The sequence below is a fragment of the Paracoccus panacisoli genome (assembly GCF_042435015.1).
Taxonomy (GTDB): Bacteria; Pseudomonadota; Alphaproteobacteria; order Rhodobacterales; family Rhodobacteraceae; genus Paracoccus; species Paracoccus panacisoli.
In genome coordinates, this window is the sequence record NZ_JBHMQU010000059.1 from 1 (window position 1) to 16,811 (window position 16,811).

The 16,811-nt window shown below is 66.4% G+C and carries 18 protein-coding genes and 1 pseudogene; 4 read left to right on the plus strand and 15 right to left on the minus strand.

The features are described 5' to 3' along the window. Positions 1 to 938, plus strand: a 938-nt coding sequence (locus ACFHYO_RS11965) for a tyrosine-type recombinase/integrase (protein ID WP_394320664.1), incomplete at its 5' end; no start/stop codon positions are given. After that, entirely contained in the window at positions 935 to 1,939 is a 1,005-nt protein-coding gene (locus ACFHYO_RS11970; RefSeq protein ID WP_394320767.1) for a tyrosine-type recombinase/integrase, read from the plus strand. The genes ACFHYO_RS11965 and ACFHYO_RS11970, both read left to right, overlap by 4 nt. Here the strand turns inward: ACFHYO_RS11970 and ACFHYO_RS11975 are convergent. The 4 genes and pseudogenes from ACFHYO_RS11975 to ACFHYO_RS11990 all read right to left on the minus strand — a co-directional run. After that, positions 1,886 to 4,309: pseudogene (locus tag ACFHYO_RS11975) on the minus strand (strawberry notch-like NTP hydrolase domain-containing protein); the annotation flags it as partial. The gene ACFHYO_RS11970 and the pseudogene ACFHYO_RS11975 overlap by 54 nt on opposite strands. A 156-nt stretch (positions 4,310 to 4,465) precedes the next feature. Beyond that, positions 4,466 to 4,966: a DUF8835 domain-containing pootine gene (locus tag ACFHYO_RS11980; protein WP_394320666.1), complete on the minus strand. Its 501-nt coding sequence runs from the start codon at positions 4,964 to 4,966 to the stop codon at positions 4,466 to 4,468. Between the two features lie 219 nt (positions 4,967 to 5,185). Next, positions 5,186 to 6,139: an ArdC family protein gene (locus ACFHYO_RS11985; RefSeq protein ID WP_394320668.1), complete on the minus strand. Its 954-nt coding sequence runs from the start codon at positions 6,137 to 6,139 to the stop codon at positions 5,186 to 5,188. A gap of 101 nt (positions 6,140 to 6,240) precedes the next feature. Then, positions 6,241 to 6,708: a P-loop nucleotide/nucleoside kinase family protein gene (locus tag ACFHYO_RS11990; RefSeq protein WP_394320769.1), complete on the minus strand. Its 468-nt coding sequence runs from the start codon at positions 6,706 to 6,708 to the stop codon at positions 6,241 to 6,243. 279 nt (positions 6,709 to 6,987) lie between these two features. Here ACFHYO_RS11990 and ACFHYO_RS11995 point away from each other — a divergent pair, with 279 nt between their 5' ends. Both ACFHYO_RS11995 and ACFHYO_RS12000 read left to right on the plus strand, forming a co-directional pair. Beyond that, a complete protein-coding gene (locus ACFHYO_RS11995) occupies positions 6,988 to 7,269 on the plus strand; it encodes a metal-sensing transcriptional repressor (RefSeq protein WP_080622743.1) in 282 nt (93 codons plus the stop codon). Continuing rightward, positions 7,269 to 8,582 carry an MFS transporter gene (locus ACFHYO_RS12000; RefSeq protein WP_080620471.1) on the plus strand — a complete coding sequence of 438 codons (1,314 nt, stop codon included), beginning with the start codon at positions 7,269 to 7,271 and terminating at the stop codon, positions 8,580 to 8,582. The genes ACFHYO_RS11995 and ACFHYO_RS12000 overlap by 1 nt, the downstream gene beginning before the upstream one ends. Before the next feature lie 11 nt (positions 8,583 to 8,593). On the opposite strand, the gene ACFHYO_RS12005 is transcribed toward ACFHYO_RS12000, so the two are convergent. The 11 genes from ACFHYO_RS12005 to ACFHYO_RS12055 form a co-directional block, all read right to left on the minus strand. After that, the gene (locus ACFHYO_RS12005; protein ID WP_147097739.1) at positions 8,594 to 9,025 is read right to left on the minus strand and encodes a DUF5615 family PIN-like protein; all 432 of its coding nucleotides are present in this window, start codon (positions 9,023 to 9,025) and stop codon (positions 8,594 to 8,596) included. Then, positions 9,022 to 9,672: a DUF433 domain-containing protein gene (locus tag ACFHYO_RS12010; protein WP_394320671.1), complete on the minus strand. Its 651-nt coding sequence runs from the start codon at positions 9,670 to 9,672 to the stop codon at positions 9,022 to 9,024. The genes ACFHYO_RS12005 and ACFHYO_RS12010 overlap by 4 nt, the downstream gene beginning before the upstream one ends. 101 nt (positions 9,673 to 9,773) lie before the next feature. Further along, entirely contained in the window at positions 9,774 to 11,129 is a 1,356-nt protein-coding gene (locus tag ACFHYO_RS12015; RefSeq protein WP_394320673.1) for a tyrosine-type recombinase/integrase, read from the minus strand. Then, complete coding sequence (locus tag ACFHYO_RS12020) at positions 11,122 to 11,268, minus strand: hypothetical protein (protein WP_394320674.1); 147 nt, start codon at positions 11,266 to 11,268, stop codon at positions 11,122 to 11,124. Before ACFHYO_RS12020 ends, ACFHYO_RS12015 begins: the two co-directional genes overlap by 8 nt. Positions 11,269 to 11,592: 324 nt before the next feature. Continuing rightward, the gene (locus ACFHYO_RS12025) at positions 11,593 to 11,892 is read right to left on the minus strand and encodes a hypothetical protein (RefSeq protein WP_394320676.1); all 300 of its coding nucleotides are present in this window, start codon (positions 11,890 to 11,892) and stop codon (positions 11,593 to 11,595) included. Then, positions 11,892 to 12,278 (minus strand): response regulator, encoded by a 387-nt coding sequence (locus ACFHYO_RS12030; RefSeq protein ID WP_394320678.1) that lies wholly within the window; start codon positions 12,276 to 12,278, stop codon positions 11,892 to 11,894. Before ACFHYO_RS12030 ends, ACFHYO_RS12025 begins: the two co-directional genes overlap by 1 nt. Further along, positions 12,275 to 13,108 (minus strand): CheR family methyltransferase, encoded by an 834-nt coding sequence (locus ACFHYO_RS12035; RefSeq protein WP_394320680.1) that lies wholly within the window; start codon positions 13,106 to 13,108, stop codon positions 12,275 to 12,277. The genes ACFHYO_RS12030 and ACFHYO_RS12035 overlap by 4 nt, the downstream gene beginning before the upstream one ends. 2 nt (positions 13,109 to 13,110) lie before the next feature. Beyond that, on the minus strand, positions 13,111 to 13,605 hold the full coding sequence (locus ACFHYO_RS12040; protein WP_394320682.1) for a chemotaxis protein CheW: 495 nt from the start codon (positions 13,603 to 13,605) through the stop codon (positions 13,111 to 13,113). 4 nt (positions 13,606 to 13,609) lie between these two features. Then, complete coding sequence (locus ACFHYO_RS12045) at positions 13,610 to 15,880, minus strand: chemotaxis protein CheA (protein ID WP_394320684.1); 2,271 nt, start codon at positions 15,878 to 15,880, stop codon at positions 13,610 to 13,612. 12 nt (positions 15,881 to 15,892) lie between these two features. Then, positions 15,893 to 16,258: a response regulator gene (locus tag ACFHYO_RS12050; RefSeq protein ID WP_036703542.1), complete on the minus strand. Its 366-nt coding sequence runs from the start codon at positions 16,256 to 16,258 to the stop codon at positions 15,893 to 15,895. Continuing rightward, a complete protein-coding gene (locus ACFHYO_RS12055; RefSeq protein WP_036712724.1) occupies positions 16,255 to 16,530 on the minus strand; it encodes an STAS domain-containing protein in 276 nt (91 codons plus the stop codon). Before ACFHYO_RS12055 ends, ACFHYO_RS12050 begins: the two co-directional genes overlap by 4 nt. Positions 16,531 to 16,811: the final 281 nt, after the last annotated feature.

A 16,811-nucleotide genomic window follows, 5' to 3' on the forward strand; every position in this document is an offset into this window, starting at 1 on the left:
CCATCGTTACATGCCCGGAGCTCGCTGCTCGGCAATTTCCACCACATACGCGACACGACCGGTTTGACCGGTTCCTGCAGGCTCATCCGGAACTGGCGGACGAGCCGCTCGAGACGATGCTGTCCCATTGGGCAGCGGCCAAGTCCACCCGCAATCACGCGGCGGAATGCCAGAAGCTGGGGCGCATCCTGACCAAGGCGCGGCACCGGCTCGATCCAAACATTCCGCCGAAACGCTTCAACCCGCGACCGGAACGAGAGGTGGCTCGGGAGCACCGGCAACCGCATATCTTCAGCCCGGCTGACATCCGGCACATGCTCGAAGTCGCCCGTTCCTATCCGTCGCCGCATGCCCCGCTGCGGCCGTGGACCCTCTACACCATGATCCTGCTTGCCTATTGCGCCGGGCTTCGACGTAGTGAGATTGCGCGGCTCGATCTGGGCGACGTCGACCTTCAATCCGGCACGATCACGGTCCGGGAAACGAAGTTCTACAAGACCAGGATCCTGCCTCAGTCGGACAGCGTCATGACCGAACTACGTGCCTATCTCGATGCGAGGCGGCGCGCAGGTGCTCCACAAGACAAGCAATCGGGGTTGTTTTGGCAGGGCCACTTCAAGGGCCACCATACTCCGGAGACGGTCACCACGATGATCACCAACGTCATGCGCCGCGCCGGATTCAAGCCACCCTCCGGACGGACGGGGCCACGTGTGCATGACCTGCGGCATTCGATGGTCGTGAACCGGATCCTTCAATGGTACCGGATCGGCATCAACCCGCAGGACCGCCTGCACTTCCTCTCGACCTATCTGGGTCACCGGGACATCAACTCGACGCTGGTCTACATCACCGTCACGCAGGATCTTCTGCAGGAAGCCAGCGAGCGGTTCCGCGCCGTCGGCGCCCCCTGTCTCAACGGGGAGGCGCTGTCATGAAAGCCACAAATCCCTTCCCCGAACTGTTGCGGGCCTTCTTCCAGGAATGGCTGGCGGAACAGCGTAGCGCCTCGATCCATACCATCAAGTCCTATCGGGACACCTGGCGGATGTTGCTCCGGTTCGTCGCGGAGCGAAACGGCGGCGGTGTCGCACGGATCACGCTGGCCGACGTCTCCGCCAGCGAGGTGCGCGCGTTCCTTACCCATGCCGAGCATGGTCGCAAGGGCACGATCGGCACGCGCAATTGTCGGCTTGCCGCGATCCGCAGCTTCTTCAGCTTCGTGGCGGACAAGGACCCTGAATATATCGCCCAATGCGCCGAGGTCCTCACGATCCCGCTCAAGCGAAAACCTACCGCCGTGCCCTGCTACCTTGAGCCAGGGGAGGTCGAGGCCATTCTCGCGCAGCCCGACCGGTCGACCATTGAAGGGATGCGAGACCATGTGCTGCTGTCGCTGCTCTATAATAGCGGTGCGCGCATCCAGGAGGCGCTCGATCTGTGTCCCGGCGCGATCCGTTTTGAAGCACCGTATTATGTGCGTCTTTACGGCAAGGGGCGAAAGGAACGCATCTGCCCGCTCTGGCCGGAAACCGTGGCTTTGATGAAGAAGCTGCTGGAGCGGCAGCCACGCGCGCCGGATGAGCGCATCTTCGTCAATCGCTACGGCGAGCCACTGGGAGCTTCGGGCGTGCGGTTCAAGCTGGCGGCCTACGTCGCGGCCGCGGCGAAAACGACGCCCTCGCTGCGTTTGAAACATGTGACGCCGCACAGCTTCCGGCACGCGACGGCCGTCCACCTCGTCGCGGCGGGCGTCGACATCACCGTCATCCGCAGCTGGCTGGGGCATGTCAGCCTCGACACGACCAACCACTACGCTCAGGCCAATCTCGAAACCAAGCGAAAGGCGCTCGAACAGGTCGGCGTTCCGGCAGAAGGAAATCGACCCGCGCGATGGAAACGTGACGCGGACCTGCTCGCCTGGCTCGATACCCTCTGACCCCAACCGAAGGAGAAATAATGTGAAGGACGCAGCCCCGATATCCCCGAAAAATAGCGATGGTGCCGCGTTCCTTCGCATTATCGCGTCCTCGCGATTAGCCATCTTATGCGCAGCTGCGCATAACGTCCGGAAGGCATCGGCGTAGCTGTCGTAGATGCGGATCTGCTCCGGGGTCAGCTCATGGTCGAGCAGCTCGTATTCCACGCCTTTGAATGACAGCGAACGGGCGGTGTAGAGGCCGAGGGCGCGCAGGTCGCGGGCCAGCACCTCCATTGCCGCGACGCCGCCGGCCTCGATCGCCTCGACGAATTCCGCCCTGGTCGAGAACGGGAAATCCTCGCCGCCCCAGAGGCCCAGGCGCTGCGCATAGGCGAGGTTGTGGACGGTGGTGGCGCCGGTGGCCGAGACATAGACGACGCGGGCCTGCGGCAGGGCATGCTGGAGGCGCAGCCCGGCGCGACCCTGCTGGCTGGCGGCGACATCACCGCGTTCTCCCTTGCCGCCGGCGGCGTTGGCCATGGCATGCGCCTCGTCGAAGATGATGACCCCATCGAAGTCGGAGCCCAACCATTCGACGATCTGTTTGACGCGCGAAACCCTTTCGCCGCGGTCGTCGGAGCGCAGCGTGGCATAGGTCAAAAATAGGACGCCTTCGCCCAGAGTGATCGGCTTGCCTTGTAGGAAGCGCGACAGCGGCGTGACCAGCAGCCGCTCCATGCCGAGGGCGCTCCAGTCCCTTTGGGCGTCCTCCAGCAGCTTGTCCGACTTCGATATCCAGACCGCCTTACGCCGCCCTTGCATCCAGTTGTCGAGGATGATGGCAGCGGATTCCCGGCCCTTGCCGACACCAGTGCCGTCGCCGACCATGAAGCCCTGACGGAAGCGGATGGCACCCTCGGCCTCCTCCGGCGCGGCGGACAGGCTGTCGAGCGTGTCATCGACCGTCCAGGCCCCGGCGAGGAAGCCCGTATGGGCCTCGCCGGCATAGATCACGGTTTCCAGTTGCGCCTCGGACAGCCTACCGAGGATGTCGCCGGGCAGCATCGGCCGGTAGCTCGGCTTCGGCGGCGCGATGCTCGCCATCGACGCCGATTGCACGAGCTGGGTCGGATGCGCCTGCGCGCCGGCGATGCGGATGGTCTGGAGACCGTATTCCTCATAGATCGCATCGGAGAGGCGGCCGTCTTCGGCCGGTGCCCAATCGACGGTCTCATAGGCGAGCGGCACCCCCTCCGGCTCGGCCAGCGGCGCGGCGGGCGCAGCCCTCGCCGTTCGGTTGACATAGCCGCGCACGGTGCGGGGGACGGCAGGCCGCGCGATCGGCACGGCAACGCCGGGATCGACCGGCAGCCGCGCGGGCAACTGATCCGCCAGCCAGCCCATCAGCGTCGCCACGTCCGGCGCGACTCCGATTGCTGTCGGAAACACCGCAGGGTCGTCGGCGGGCAGCTTGTCGATGACGGTCAGCCGGGTTGGGATCGTGGTGCCATGCTTGGCATAGACCGACCCATCGACTGCGGCGGAAAAGGTGACGCGGCCGCGCTCCTGCAGCCGGGTCCAGGAGGCGGTCCATGCCGGATTGTCGGCGGCGAAGCTCGCCCCGGTGATGGTCACAAGCCGCCCGCCGGGCGCAAGGCGCGCCAGCGCCGAGGCGACATGGCGGAAGGCGGCATCGGCCATGCGGCCCTCGACATTCACCATGACCGAGAACGGCGGGTTCATCAGCACGACGGTCGGAACGAGGCCGGGATCGAGGTGATCGTCGATCTGGGCGGCGTCGAAGCGGGTCACGGAGAGGGCCGGAAAGAGAGAGGAAAGCAGGCCGGCGCGCATCTCGGCGAGTTCGTTGAGGAGCAGCGTGCCGCCGGCGATCTCGGCCAGAATGGCGAGGAGCCCGGTGCCGGCCGAGGGCTCCAGCACCCGGTCGGCAGGCGTGATCGCCGCCGCCGTGAGCGCGGCGAAGCCGAGCGGGATCGGGGTGGAGAACTGCTGGAAGGTCTGGGCTTCCTCCGACCGGCGTGTATGCGTCGGCAGGAGCCCGGCGATCTTGCCGAGCTGCGGCAGGATAGCCGCCGATGACCCGGCTCTGCGGAAAAGCGCAGCGCCGTATTTGCGCAGGAAGAGGACGGTCGCCGCCTCGCAGGCATCATAGGCGGTCTTCCAGTTCCAGGCGCCGGTGGCATCGGAAGCGCCGAAGGCCGCTTCCATGGCGCCGCGCAGGGTTGCGGCATCGACACGCTGACCGCGTTCGAGATGCGGCAGCAGGAAACCGGCAGCGGTGAAGGTGGAAGCAGCCGTCTCGGCGTCATGGTCGAGTGGAAGCGGCGCGGCGGCGGAGGCCGCCGCGGAAGCAGAGATCATGTTCATCGGAGATTCCTTGGGAGAGCGGAATAGGACCGAGCCGCACGGCGCTCTCTCGACCGCACCGGCTCAAATCCCTTCCGGCCGCTCTCTCCCTCTCAAGCCGTGGCGTAAACAGGCATGAAACAAGCGCCCGGCCGAGAGGCGGAGCGCTTGTCGGGGTCAGCCAAAACGGCGTCCGGCTTTGGTGAAGGTATATTCGTTGGCGGTGATGGTCTCATCCACCGCCTCATCCGAGGAGAGGTAGTCGTATTCGCGCTCAAGCTGGCGGTAGAGCCAACGGGCCAGATCGCGCAGCGCCTCAATCACGATCTCCTCGGCATCGGCGGTCATGTCCTGATATGTCTGGCTGTCGCGTTCGACGGAAATCGCCATGCAATACTCATGGTAGTAGCGACCACGATGGCTGGCCTCGGCGCGAAGCTGGTAGAAATTGCGTCGCTGGATTGCCTGAAGGGCATCGGCGATACCGTGCAGGGCCGTATCCTGCGGTGCATGGGATCGAATCTCGGCCGAGGCGTTCTTCCGATAGGAGTAGAACCCTTCCCAGCAAGCGCCATCGCCTTGTGACCAGAAGCCTGAGAAGAAGATGCGCGGCTCCTGCCGCGAGCCGCCGCCATATATCCCCGGCCGAGACGATATGGATGGGGAATGGCAGGACATTCGGCGATCCCAGCCAGGCAAGATGCTCATAGACCGCGTTCGGCTCCCAGCCGGTGTCCGCGAAGATCGCGCAATCCGGCATCGGGCCGATCTCGCCATGGGCAGCCATGAGGGCGAGCGTGGTCGACTGGACGCCGGCGCCGAGGCTGAGGACACGCAGGCGGATCTCGGCCGCCTGCGCAGGATCGGGGATCGAGCCGGGAAAGGCGAGCGCGTTCATCATGCTGCCTCCCGCTCATCGTCGGCCGCACCGAGCCCGTCCGCATCTGGCAGGAAGGACAAAATCCAGTCGGCCGCTTTGCTCGCCTGCGAGGCAGCGCGGACGACGGCCCGGTTGTCCTCGCGCAGCACTTCGAGCCAGGAGGCGATGTAATCGGCATGGCGGACGGTCGGCACAATGCCGAGGGAGGCACAGCAGAAGGCGGCCGAGATTTCCGCCACCAGCTCCTCGAAAGCGTATTTCCTGGTGCCGAAGGAACCGGAAAAATCGCGGTTCAGCCGGGACGCATGGCCTGTCGCATGACCCAGTTCATGCAGGGCCGTCCGGTGCCAGTTGATCGGCTCGAAATAGGCTTGCGGCGGCGGAACGACCACATGGTCGAGGGCCGGGACGTAGTAGGCGCGGTCGCCGCCGATGCGGAAGTCGATGCCGGTCGCCTTGATGAGCGCCTCGACCCTCGGCTCGACCAGTCCGGATGGCGGAGGCGGCATGGCCACGGCAATGTCCTCGGGCAGGCCCTCGCACTGCGCGGTGTTGAACACCGTGAACCGCTTCAGGAACGGGATCTTCCCCGGTTCCTCGCCGGTCTCGCGCGCCCGCCGCTTCTCGTCCTCGGGCGTGAAGCGATCGGCATAGACGACGGTTGTGCCGCGCTCGCCCTTGCGGACATTGCCGCCGAGCGAAAGCGCCTGGCGGAAGGTGAGCCAGCCCTGTCCGGGGAAGCCGTGCTGGACGACGGCGCCCCACAGGATGAGGATATTGATGCCGCTATAGGCGCGGCCGGTGCTGGCGTTCTGCGGCAGGCCGAGCGGAGCCTGGGCCGTGGCCTTGCCCCAGGGCTGGACCCAAGGAAAGCGCCCGGCCTCAAGCTCGGCGATGATCTTGTCGGTGATCTCGTCGTAAAGGTTCGCCCGATCCGCGCCGGAACGGGGGGTATGGTCGTATCTGGACATCGCGGTTCTCCGCGACGGGCGCCGGAGACCTCTTCTCCAGCCCTCAACCCGTCACGGCAAACCCCGTCTGCACTCTCACTCTAAAGCGGCGCTGCCGCCGATCACGGCGGCGCGGTGCCGTGCCCAACCGCAAGTTCGTCCGTGGTCGGCGGTTCGAACATCTTCGACCAAGCGAGAAGATCGTTCGGATCGACAGCCGCATCGGCAGGCGCATCGCGGTTGCGGGCGATGATCCGACGCTGCAACTCCTCGACGGGGACGTCGAGATAGTGAAGCCGGGTCTCGCAGCCGAGCGACTGCGCAACCGCCCGGTAGGAATCGCGCTCCTCTCTTGACCAGAAGCCGTTCTCCAGAATGACGTCGTTTCCGGCGGCCAGAAGGCGTTGGGCCAGACGCCATTGCAACCGTTCGACACGCGCGCGGCCCTCCTCGTCGTAGAGCTGGAATCCGAGCGCGGACATCCATTCGTCGGGAGAGAGGCGAAGCCCCTTTCCCTGATTCTCAAGCTGCCGTGCCAATGTGGTCTTGCCCGAGCCGGGAAGCCCACAGATGAGATGAAGTATAGGCATTGGGACAGTGTATCGCGAGGCGAGCGCGTCCACCACATCACTGAGTCCGGCTGAGACCTACCCAGGGGGCGTTGCGGGGTCTCCCCGCAGAAGGGGGTGTGCCGGCAACGCAGTGCCGGCCAGGGGGAAGGCTTTCCCCCGCAAGAACCGACAACCGCAAAAGCGTAGAAGTGCAAGTAAGCAATACCGGACTTCACCTGCCGCTATAGCCAAACGAGCGACCTGCTTTCGACGTTCGACCATCTTGGCATATCCCCTACAGGGGGATAGGATATGACGATGACCAAGCCATCCCAAACTCACCAATCCCACCCGGAGATCGTCAAGCGGCTGAAGCGCGCCGATGGTCATCTTCGCGGCGTCATCGAGATGATCGAGGGCGGGCGGCCGTGCCTCGACATCGCCCAGCAGCTCCATGCCGTCGAGAAGGCTATCGCCCAGGCCAAGAAGACACTGATTCAGGATCACCTCGACCATTGCCTCGAAGAAGTGGTCGGGCCGCTCGGGCGTGATCGGCGGCAGTCGATCGACGAGTTCAAGGAAATAGCGAAGTATCTGTGATGTTGGCGATCCTCGAAAACCGGACCTATCGCCACCTCTTTCTGGCACAGGTCATCGCACTGGTGGGAACCGGCCTTGCGACGGTGGCGCTGGGCCTGCTGGCTTTCGAACTGGCGGGGGCAGAGGCCGGTGCGGTGCTGGGGACCGCGCTCGCCATCAAGATGATCGCCTATGTCGGTGTCGCGCCGGTCGCATCGGCATTCGCCGAGCGTGTGCCGCGGCGCGCCATGCTGGTGGCGCTCGATCTCGTCCGCGCCGCCGTTGCCGTTTTCCTGCCTTTCGTCACCGAGATCTGGCAGGTTTATGTTCTGATCTTCGTGCTGCAATCGGCCTCGGCCGCCTTCACGCCGACCTTCCAGGCGACGATCCCCGACATCCTGCCGGACGAGAAGGAATACACGCGCGCGCTGTCGCTCTCCCGGCTGGCCTACGATCTGGAAAGCGTCGTCAGTCCGATGCTGGCGGCGGCACTTCTCGCCTTCATCTCGTTCCATAGCCTATTCGCCGGCACGGTGATCGGCTTCCTCGTCTCGGCGGCTCTGGTGATCTCGGTCGTCCTGCCGAGTCCGAAACCGTCGAAACCACGTGGTATCTACGACCGCACGACGCGCGGCATCCGCATCTATCTGGCGACGCCGCGCCTGCGCGGGCTGCTGGCGATCAACCTCGCAGTCGCCTCGGCGGGCGCGCTGGTGATCGTGAATACGGTCGTTTACGTGCAGGCTGTCTATGGCCTCGACAACCAGGCGATGGCCCTGGCCCTCGCGGCGTTCGGTGGCGGCTCGATGGTCGCGGCGCTTGCGCTGCCGAAGCTGCTGGACTCGATTCCAGATCGAACGGCGATGCTCGGTGGCGCATCGCTGCTGGCGGTGGGAACACTGGCGGCGGCGGCGCTGCCGGGCTACGGCTGGCTGTTGCCGCTGTGGTTCCTGCTCGGTGTCGGCTATTCCACGGCACAGACGCCATCCGGCCGGCTGCTCCGGCGCTCGGCCAATCCCGAAGACCGGCCGGCGCTGTTCGCCGCGCAGTTCGCGCTTTCCCATGCCTGCTGGCTGATCGCCTATCCGCTTGCCGGGTGGGCCGGCGCGACGCTCGGCCTGCCGATGACGGCGATCATTCTGGCCGCGCTGGCCGCTGTCGCGATCGGCATCGGCTTCGCCGTCTGGCCTGCCGACGATCCAGAGGTGCTTGAACACGGTCATGCCGATCTGTCGGCCGACCATCCGCATCTCGCAGAAGCTGGGCATGGTCGACGCCATGCCCATGCCTATGTGATCGACGACATGCACGCGGCTTGGCCGCGTGAGCGCTGATCGCGCTCCCGTCAGGTTCTCTGGTCCGGCTCCGAAGGGAGCGCATATCGGATAACACGCAGATGGTCATCGTCCTCCAGCGTGACTTCAAGCACCTGGTTCACAAGGTCTGGATCGGCGTCAAGTTCGAGCAGGGCTTGCTCGAACAACTCCAATTGGAGGGCTCGCGTCATACCCTCGGGGCCATTGAGGCAGACCAGTCCGGCATGCAGATCGACACGGGCATATTGCCCTTTCTCGCCGGGGCGCGAGGCTGCGCCCCGGAAATCGACGGAATTGCGGGTCACGAAGGTCCAGTCGTCCTCGATGATGAGGGGGATGAGATCCCAGTCCTTCGCGCCCGAGCGGCCCAGCCAGACGACATGGGACGATTCCCCATGCCCCCTCTGGTGAGCCAGCTCGGTCAGCTTCGGGCTGAGGCATTCGTCGATCAGGAACTTCATCCGGCTCGCCTGCGCGGCACGCGATGATCCGAGAGGATGCGCGCACCTTCGGGCAGTCTGGCGATGAGCGGCTTCGGCCGTCCGCGAAGGGGGTTGGCCTCCGCATAGAGCGTGGCCAATTCCAGCCTGTCCTCGGTCAGAGACGGATAATCCTCAAGGATCTCCTTGGCGGGGACGCCCGCCGCCAATGCGGCCGCGACGTCGTGAACCGGAACGCGCGTGCCGCTGATGACCGGGGTGCCGCCCATGATGTCATCGGAGATGGTGACCACCTCGCGCGCGGCGTCCAGCCGTTCCAGCCGTGCGACGGAACGCTCGAAGAAGGGCAGAAGGTCGATGGTCAGGAAGTCGTGGCGAACGGTCCAGTCGGCTTTCAGCATGGCCTCGGTGGCTGCGCGGTTCCAGCGCCGCAACCGTGGCTCGGCGGAGCGGATGGCGAACAGGCGTTCCTCCGAGGTCAGCCGCTTGGCGCTCTCGAAATAGAAGGCGATCAGGGTGCAGGCGGCCCCCAGCACGAAACGCCCGTTCTCGACCGAGACCAGCGTTTCGGGCAGGATGCGCTCGTCGATGACGCGATTGACATCGCGCAGGCTGACGCGGGCGACAACGGCCGCCTCCGTGGCCTTCAGCATTTCAGTCGCGGGCATGGACGCCTCCAACAAATAAATCTTCCGATGTGCCGGAATATATATTGGAGGCGCCCCGGTTTCAAGGTTGAGCAACGCCCACCCGTCCGTGTCCGCCATGGTCAGGCGGCCAGGGGTTGCGCGACTTCGGAGGGGTTGTCGTTGCCCGCCGCCTTCTGAAGGAAGCGCGCGAGTGATGTCTTCCTGGAGTCCCGATCCAGCGCATAGGTGGTCTGCTTGAACTCGATGCCGTCCAGCAGTCCCTGGATGTAGCCCGCGATCGTGTCGGCCGCCATAATGAGGGCGGTGTCGACGGTGTGGATGTAGTTGCTCGTGACCGATCCCTTTGCGTGTCCGACGAGGGCGGCGATGGTGATCTCCGTGAACCCGAGATCGTTCGCCACGCTTGCGAAACTATGGCGGAGGACGTGAGGAGTGATGTCGGCAAGCGGGGAGTCCGCGAAGATCTTCTTCCAGTGATTGGGGAAGGAGCCGAATGCCTTGTCGCCGTCTCGGCCGGGAAACACATAGTCGCCATCCGTATCGGCCCGCCGCTTTTCGAGATACTCGACGACCGGCAATCCGACCGGACGGATGGAGCGACCCTCCTTGCTGTCCTTCAGCCGCAGACAACTGTATTCGGTGTCCGCTTCATCCCATTGCAATCCGACCATCTCGGCGCGACGGCACCCGGTGAGCGCGATCTGCCGGATGATGTCCGCCGTCATGCGGTAGGTTTCGTTCTCGGCAGCGGCCCGGAGCATTTCCCCTAGGAGACGGTATTCCGCCTCGCTCAGCCGTCGGGCGCGGACATTATCCTTTGGCCGCCGAACGCCGTGAGCGGGGTTCACGTCAATGAGGCCGGCTTCCACGGCATAGGTGAGGATGCCGCCGAAGAGTCCGATGGTTCGGGTCGCGGTGCCAACGCCGCCTTTCACGATGGACTTGCCCCGGAGCTTTTCGGTCTTTGCTACCAGGCGTGTCTTGCCGGCCATGATGTCCTTCATGGCTTTGGTGATGTCGGCCTTGGTCAGATCTTTCACCCGGCGCGTGCCGAGCAGGGGAATGATGTGGCGTTGAATCCGCCCAACGTCGGAAATGATGGTGCTGGGCTTCTTCGGCCTCCCGCCTTTCCCGAGGATCAAACCGGCCTGCAAATCCTTCTGGTAGAGAGTGCAGAGTTCCTTGACCGACATGGACTTGTGATCGAGCTGCTTTTCTTCTGCCGGATCTTCGCCGCGCGCGATCCTGCCGAGTTGGACCTTGGCCTCCTGACGCGCCTGTTCCGGTGTCCAGATGCCATGCAGACCAATGGTGTAGCGCCGCGAGCGTCCTCCCTGGCGATACTGGATCACATAGCTGCGCTTGCCTGATGTGAAGACACGGAGGCCGAAACCGGGTAGCTCATCGTCCCAGATCACGTAATCACTGCGACGGCTTTCCGCCGCATCGACGACCCGTTTTGTCAGTTTAGCCATGGACTTCCTCCGTCACATGCCCGAAAACCCACGTAAGCACCACGTAAGCAGCAGGGCGAAAACCGTGGCGAACAGAAGGATAGGCTTGTCGGCAAAGGAAATCAAATTCCTTTTTATTTACAGTAGCATAGCGCATCATGGCGTGCCCCTTTCGGTAATCGACGGAGCTAGTCGTAATCCCTCCGAAGGTGGAGGCCACACGTTCGAATCGTGTCGGGTGCGCCAGTTCCTTTCATTGCACCCCAATTTCTCGGTCGGTGCTCGAGGGTGACCACCCCGCGGACTGACGATCAGAGTATCAGCTCTGCGTTCGCCCTTCGAACGCGCCGGCGAGCTGGCACCTCGATGCAAAGTGCATCGCCCTCGCACCTCCACCCCCCGTAGCCACGCAACGGCAGGGCGATCACTCCTCCGTCAAACCACTCAATTCTTCCCCCCACGAGCCTGCCTAAAAGCTGCCCCATCAGCCCAGCCTCTCCCTTAGCCGATCCGCCACCGACCGCAGCGGCATGCGCTCCAGCGCCGCCTCCGCCGAGACTGCCCCGCCCGCAGCGACCGCGGCAGCAAAGCCCGAGAGCGCCCCGGCCGTCTGCGCCATCCGGTCGAGATCCTGAAGCGCTACCATCGCGGCGAGCAGTGCCTCGCCGGTCAGGGGCGTTCCGTCAGCCGCGGCGATCAGCGGCACGTCCTGAAGGCGCAGCAGACCCTCGGTCAGCAGCGCCAGTTCGTCGGCGAGGGCCGACAGGATTTGCCCGGGCTCCATCAGAACCGCCCGATCACGGCCTCGAGGCAGGCCTTGAGGTCGGCCGGCGTGAAGGGCTTCTTGATGAAGTTGTTCATTCCCATGGACTTGCCGCGGTCGATGATCTCCTTGTCGGCGCGGCCGGTGATGAGGATGAAGCCGACGCCGCGCGTCGGCGCCTGGCTGCGCAGGCTCCGCAACAGCGTCAGCCCGTCGATCCCCGGCATGTTGAAGTCCGACAGGACCAGATGCACCGGACGCTTGGCGATCTTGGTCAACGCCTCCTGTCCGTCGGCGGCGTGGTGGACGTTGCGGATCCCCATTGTCTCGAGCGCCTGGACGATCAGGCCGCGGCTGGTGGACATGTCGTCCACGACCATGATGTGAAGCTGGTCCCTGATGCTCATGTCTCGCCCCTTCCCGGGTCGTACTGATAGACGGTATGCCCGACCGGCCGCAGCCGCGTGCGCAGGTGGTCGGGGATGCGCTCGGAGTGGCCGATCAGCAGCCACCCGCCCGGGCGCAGCTGCCGGCAGAACTTGTCCCACAGCCGCAACTGGGCGGCGGCGTCGAAGTAGATGATCACGTTGCGGCAGAAGATCACGTCGAAGGGCCCGTCGAAGGTCCAGGCGCCGTGCAGGTTCATGTGCTCGAACCGGACCATGTCGCGGACCGGCTGGCGCAGCACCCACTCGTCACCTTCGGGGGCGAAGAACTGCTGGCGGGACTGAGGAGGGATGTCGGTCAGCTCGCCGTCGCGGTAGCGGGCGCTGCGGGCGCGCTCGAGGATGGCGTGGTCGATGTCGGTGGCGACGATGGTCGCGCGGCGCCCCGCCTCGCGTGCGGCGATGGCGATGGAATAGGGCTCCTGCCCCGACGAGCAGCCGGCCGACCAGATCCGCAGCGCGCGGGGGTCGCCGGGGGTCGACGGAAACACCGTCTCGCGCAGGAAGTCGAAGTGATGCGCCTCGCGGAAGAAATGGGTGAAGTTGGTGGTCAGCGCCGAGACGAGGTGGTCGCGCTCGCCCGCGAGCGCGCCGTTGTCGAGCCGCTGGACGTAGTCGGCGAGGCTCGTGCAGTTGTTCGCGGCGATCCGCCGGTGCAGGCGCGAATCCATCATACCGCGCTTCTCCGGGCCGAGGACGATGCCGGCCTCGCGGTAGATCAGGTCGGCGATCCGCGCGTAAAGCGGGTCCGCGAAGCCGGCGGGCGGGGCGTGAAGGTCGGGGGGGGACATGGTCACGCCGCGCTGTCGGTCTGGTGGGCGGGCAGCACCGATTGCAGTTCGAGCATCCGGATGAGCCGGTTCTCGACCAGCGTCAGGGCGCTGATGCAGGCCTTGTCCTTGTCGGCGGCCAGATCGGGGGGCGGCTGCAGGTCGCTGGTGGCGACGGCGAGGATGTCGGAGACCGCGTCGACGAGCAGCCCGGCGGTCTGGCCGTTGATCGAGACGACCATGATCACGTTGCGCTCGTCGCCCTCGATCGGCGGCATCCCCAGCCGCACGGCGAGGTCGATCACCGGCAGCACGGTGCCGCGCAGGTTGATCACCCCCTTGACGTGCGGCGGCGAGAAGGGAAGCGGCGTGGCGCGCGACCAGCCCCGGATCTCGCGCACGGACATGATGTCGACGCAGTATTCCTGTTCGCCCACACGGAAGGCCAGCAGCTCGATCTCGGCTGTGGCGCCGGGCGTGGCCAAGGCCGGGGGCGGGTTGGGGTGAAGGTCGGTCATGGCGTCATCCTGCAAGCGCTTGGTCCGGCTCGGCCGCGGGCCGGTCGGGACGGGTGAGGTCCGAGGGGTCGAGGATCAGCGCCACCTGCCCATCCCCGAGGATGGTCGCGGCGGCCACGCCGGGGACGGGACCGAAGTTGCGGTTCAGTCCCTTGATGACCACCTGCCGCTGCTCCATGATCTGGTCGACGATCAGCGCGGCGCGGCTGCCGTCCTCTTGCGTGGTGAGGATGACGATCGACTCGCGCGCCGTGCGCGGGCCACGGCGGAAGCCGAGCTGCACCCCGAGATCGAAGAGCGGCACGAGGTCGCCGCGGATGTGCAGCAGCTCGGTGCGGCGCCCGACGCGGCGGACGTTCTCGGCCGAAAAGGTCGCCGTCTCGACGATGGCGGAGAGCGGCACGACCAGCGTCTGCTCGGCGACCCGCACCACCATCCCGTCCAGCACCGCGAGCGTCAGCGGCAGCGAGATCGAGAACTTCGTCCCCACCCCGGCCTCGCTGGTGATGGTCACGCGGCCGCCGAGCGCGGTGATGGCGCTTTTGACCACATCCATCCCGACCCCGCGGCCGGAGAGCGCCGAGACCTGGCTGGCGGTGGAAAACCCGGGCAGGAACAGCAGGTTGTCGATCTCGCTGTCGGTGAGCTGGGCGTCGGCCGGGATCAGCCCCTTGGCCACCGCGATCTCGCGCACGCGGGGGCGGTTGATGCCGGCGCCGTCGTCGGCGACCTCGATCAGCACCCGGCCGGCGCGGTGCGAGGCCGAGAGGGTGATGATCCCCTCGGCCGGCTTGCCGGCGGCGCGGCGCGTCTCGGGCAGTTCGATGCCGTGATCGACCGAGTTGCGGATCATGTGGGTCAGCGGATCGGCGAGGCGCTCGATCACGGTCTTGTCGACCTCGGTCGCCTCGCCCTCGGTGCGGAGCCGCACCTCCTTGCCGACGGCGGCGGCGGCCTCGCGGATGATGCGGGCCATGCGCTGGAAGAGCGGCTTCACCGGCTGGGCGCGGATCATCATGACCCCGTCCTGGATGTCGCGGGTCAGCATCATGAATTCTTCGAGGCCGTTCATCACCGAGCTGTTCTCGGCCATGCCCGCCTCGGAGACGCTCTGGGCGAGCATCGCCTGGTTGATGACCAGCTCCCCCACGAGGTTCACCAGCCGGTCCACCCGGTCGAGATCGACGCGGACGGTGGCAGCCGGCGGCTCGGCCTCGGGGCGGGTCGAGCGCGCCCGCGGCGCGGCGCCGGGGGTGGGCTCGTCGGCGTTGGCCGCCGCGACGATGGTGTCGGCGTCGAGCCGCAGCGGCGGCGCCTCGCCGGCGGTCGCGGCGGTGTCGGCGGGCAGCGGAAGCTCGGACTGCGGAGTTTCGGGCAGCGGCGGTTCGGACATGGCGCTCTCGACAGGGTCATCGGCAAGGAAGGGGTCCGTCCCGCCTTCGGGCCCACCCGGCGGCAGCGGGGTCGCGGCGGGCGCGATGGTGAGGTCGCAGACGTCGGTCACGAAATCGAAGACCTCGCGGATCTCGGGCTCGGTCACGTCGCCCTGCAGCAGGATCGTCCAGCCGAGACGGGGCGCCTCGGCGGCCTGGGGCGCGGCAGACAGGTCGTCGGGCACATGGCAACGCATCTCGGCGTCGCCCAGCGTGGCAAGGGCGCGCAGGATCAGCAGCGGCTCGTTTCCGCTGGTGAAGAGGTCGGCGTGGGGCGTGAAGTCGATCCGCCACGCCGGCAGGTCTGACGCGATACTGTCTATGGTTGCGTCGGTCGCAGCCGGCTCGTCGCCCTCGGCCTCGAGCGACCCGAAGCCGTCGAACCCCGGCAGGTCGAGCGAGAATCCGAGCCCGCTGGGAGTGAAGTCCACCGGCTCGTCCTCGACCGGGACGGCGTCGCCCATCAGCGCCTCGAGCGCGGCGAGCATCGGCTCGGCGCCCGCGGGGGGCGGCTCGTCATACTGGGCGGCGCGGATGTGGTCGTGCAGCAGGTCGGCGCCCTGGATGAAGAGCCGCGTCGCCTCGGGCGTCAGCGCGAGCTTGCCGGCGCGGAGCTGGTCGAGCACCGTCTCGAAGCGGTGCGCAAAGCCCACCAGCGCGTCGAAGCCAAAGGCCCCCGCGCCCCCCTTGATCGAGTGGACGGCGCGGAAGACGACGTTGATCGTCTCGGCGTCGCCGCCATCCTCGTCGAGGATCACGAGCGCGTCCTGCAAGCTCTCCATCAGCTCGTCGCACTCGACGAAGAACGAGGCGCGGATCTCGGCCATCGGGTCGGTGGACATCGCCGCGCCTCCTCAGCCCGTGACCATCTGGACGGTCTTGACCAGCTTGCCCGGATCGAAGGGCTTGACGATCCAGCCGGTCGCCCCGGCCTCGCGCGCCCGCGCCTTGAGTTCGGGGGCGCTTTCGGTGGTGAGCACCAGGATCGGCACGCCGCGCATCCGCTCGATCGCGCGGACCGCGCGGATGAAGCCGAAACCGTCGAGCCGCGGCATGTTGATGTCCGAGATGATCGCGTCGGGCGCCATCCCCTCGAGCACCTCGAGCCCGTGCACTCCGTCATCGGCGGTGGTGACGGTCATGCCGGCGGCGCCGAGCGCAAGGCGCACCATGTCGCGCATGGTCCGGCTGTCGTCCACGGCGAGGATGTTGAGGCTCATCGCGCGTCCTCCGCCCCGAACCATCGGTCAAGGCCCATCACCGCCACCGCCTCGTCGAAGGCAGGCGAGCGCGGGCCGACCTCGAGCCGCAGCCCGGCCGACGCCCAGCGCTGGCGCGCCGCCACGAGCAACTGCGCGGCCAGCGCGCCGAGATGGGTCACCCCGCCCGCGTCGAGGCTGAGGTCGGCGCCGTCGCAGGCCCCGAGCCGTTGCGCGAGCGGCCGCACGGCGCCCAGATCGAGCCGTGCATCGAGCGTCAGCACCGCCGTCATCGCCTGCACCCCTGTCCCGTCCCCGTCGCCATGTCCGTCCCTTCCCAAACCGATTCCCGCTTTGCGCCGTTATGGGCACCGATCGCTTAAGGTTCGGTTGATGGGGCCCCGCCGCCGGGTCGCAGTCAGGCGAAAAATCGCTAAAATGCCGCCGAACGGCGCCCCGATCCGGGCGCTGCGCCTTGCAACTGCGGCCGATTGGCCCTATCTCGCGCGCACTTCACAGGCGGGGGCGGGCCTCTGGCGGGAGACATCCGCCACGGTCCACCGGTTGGGGCGGC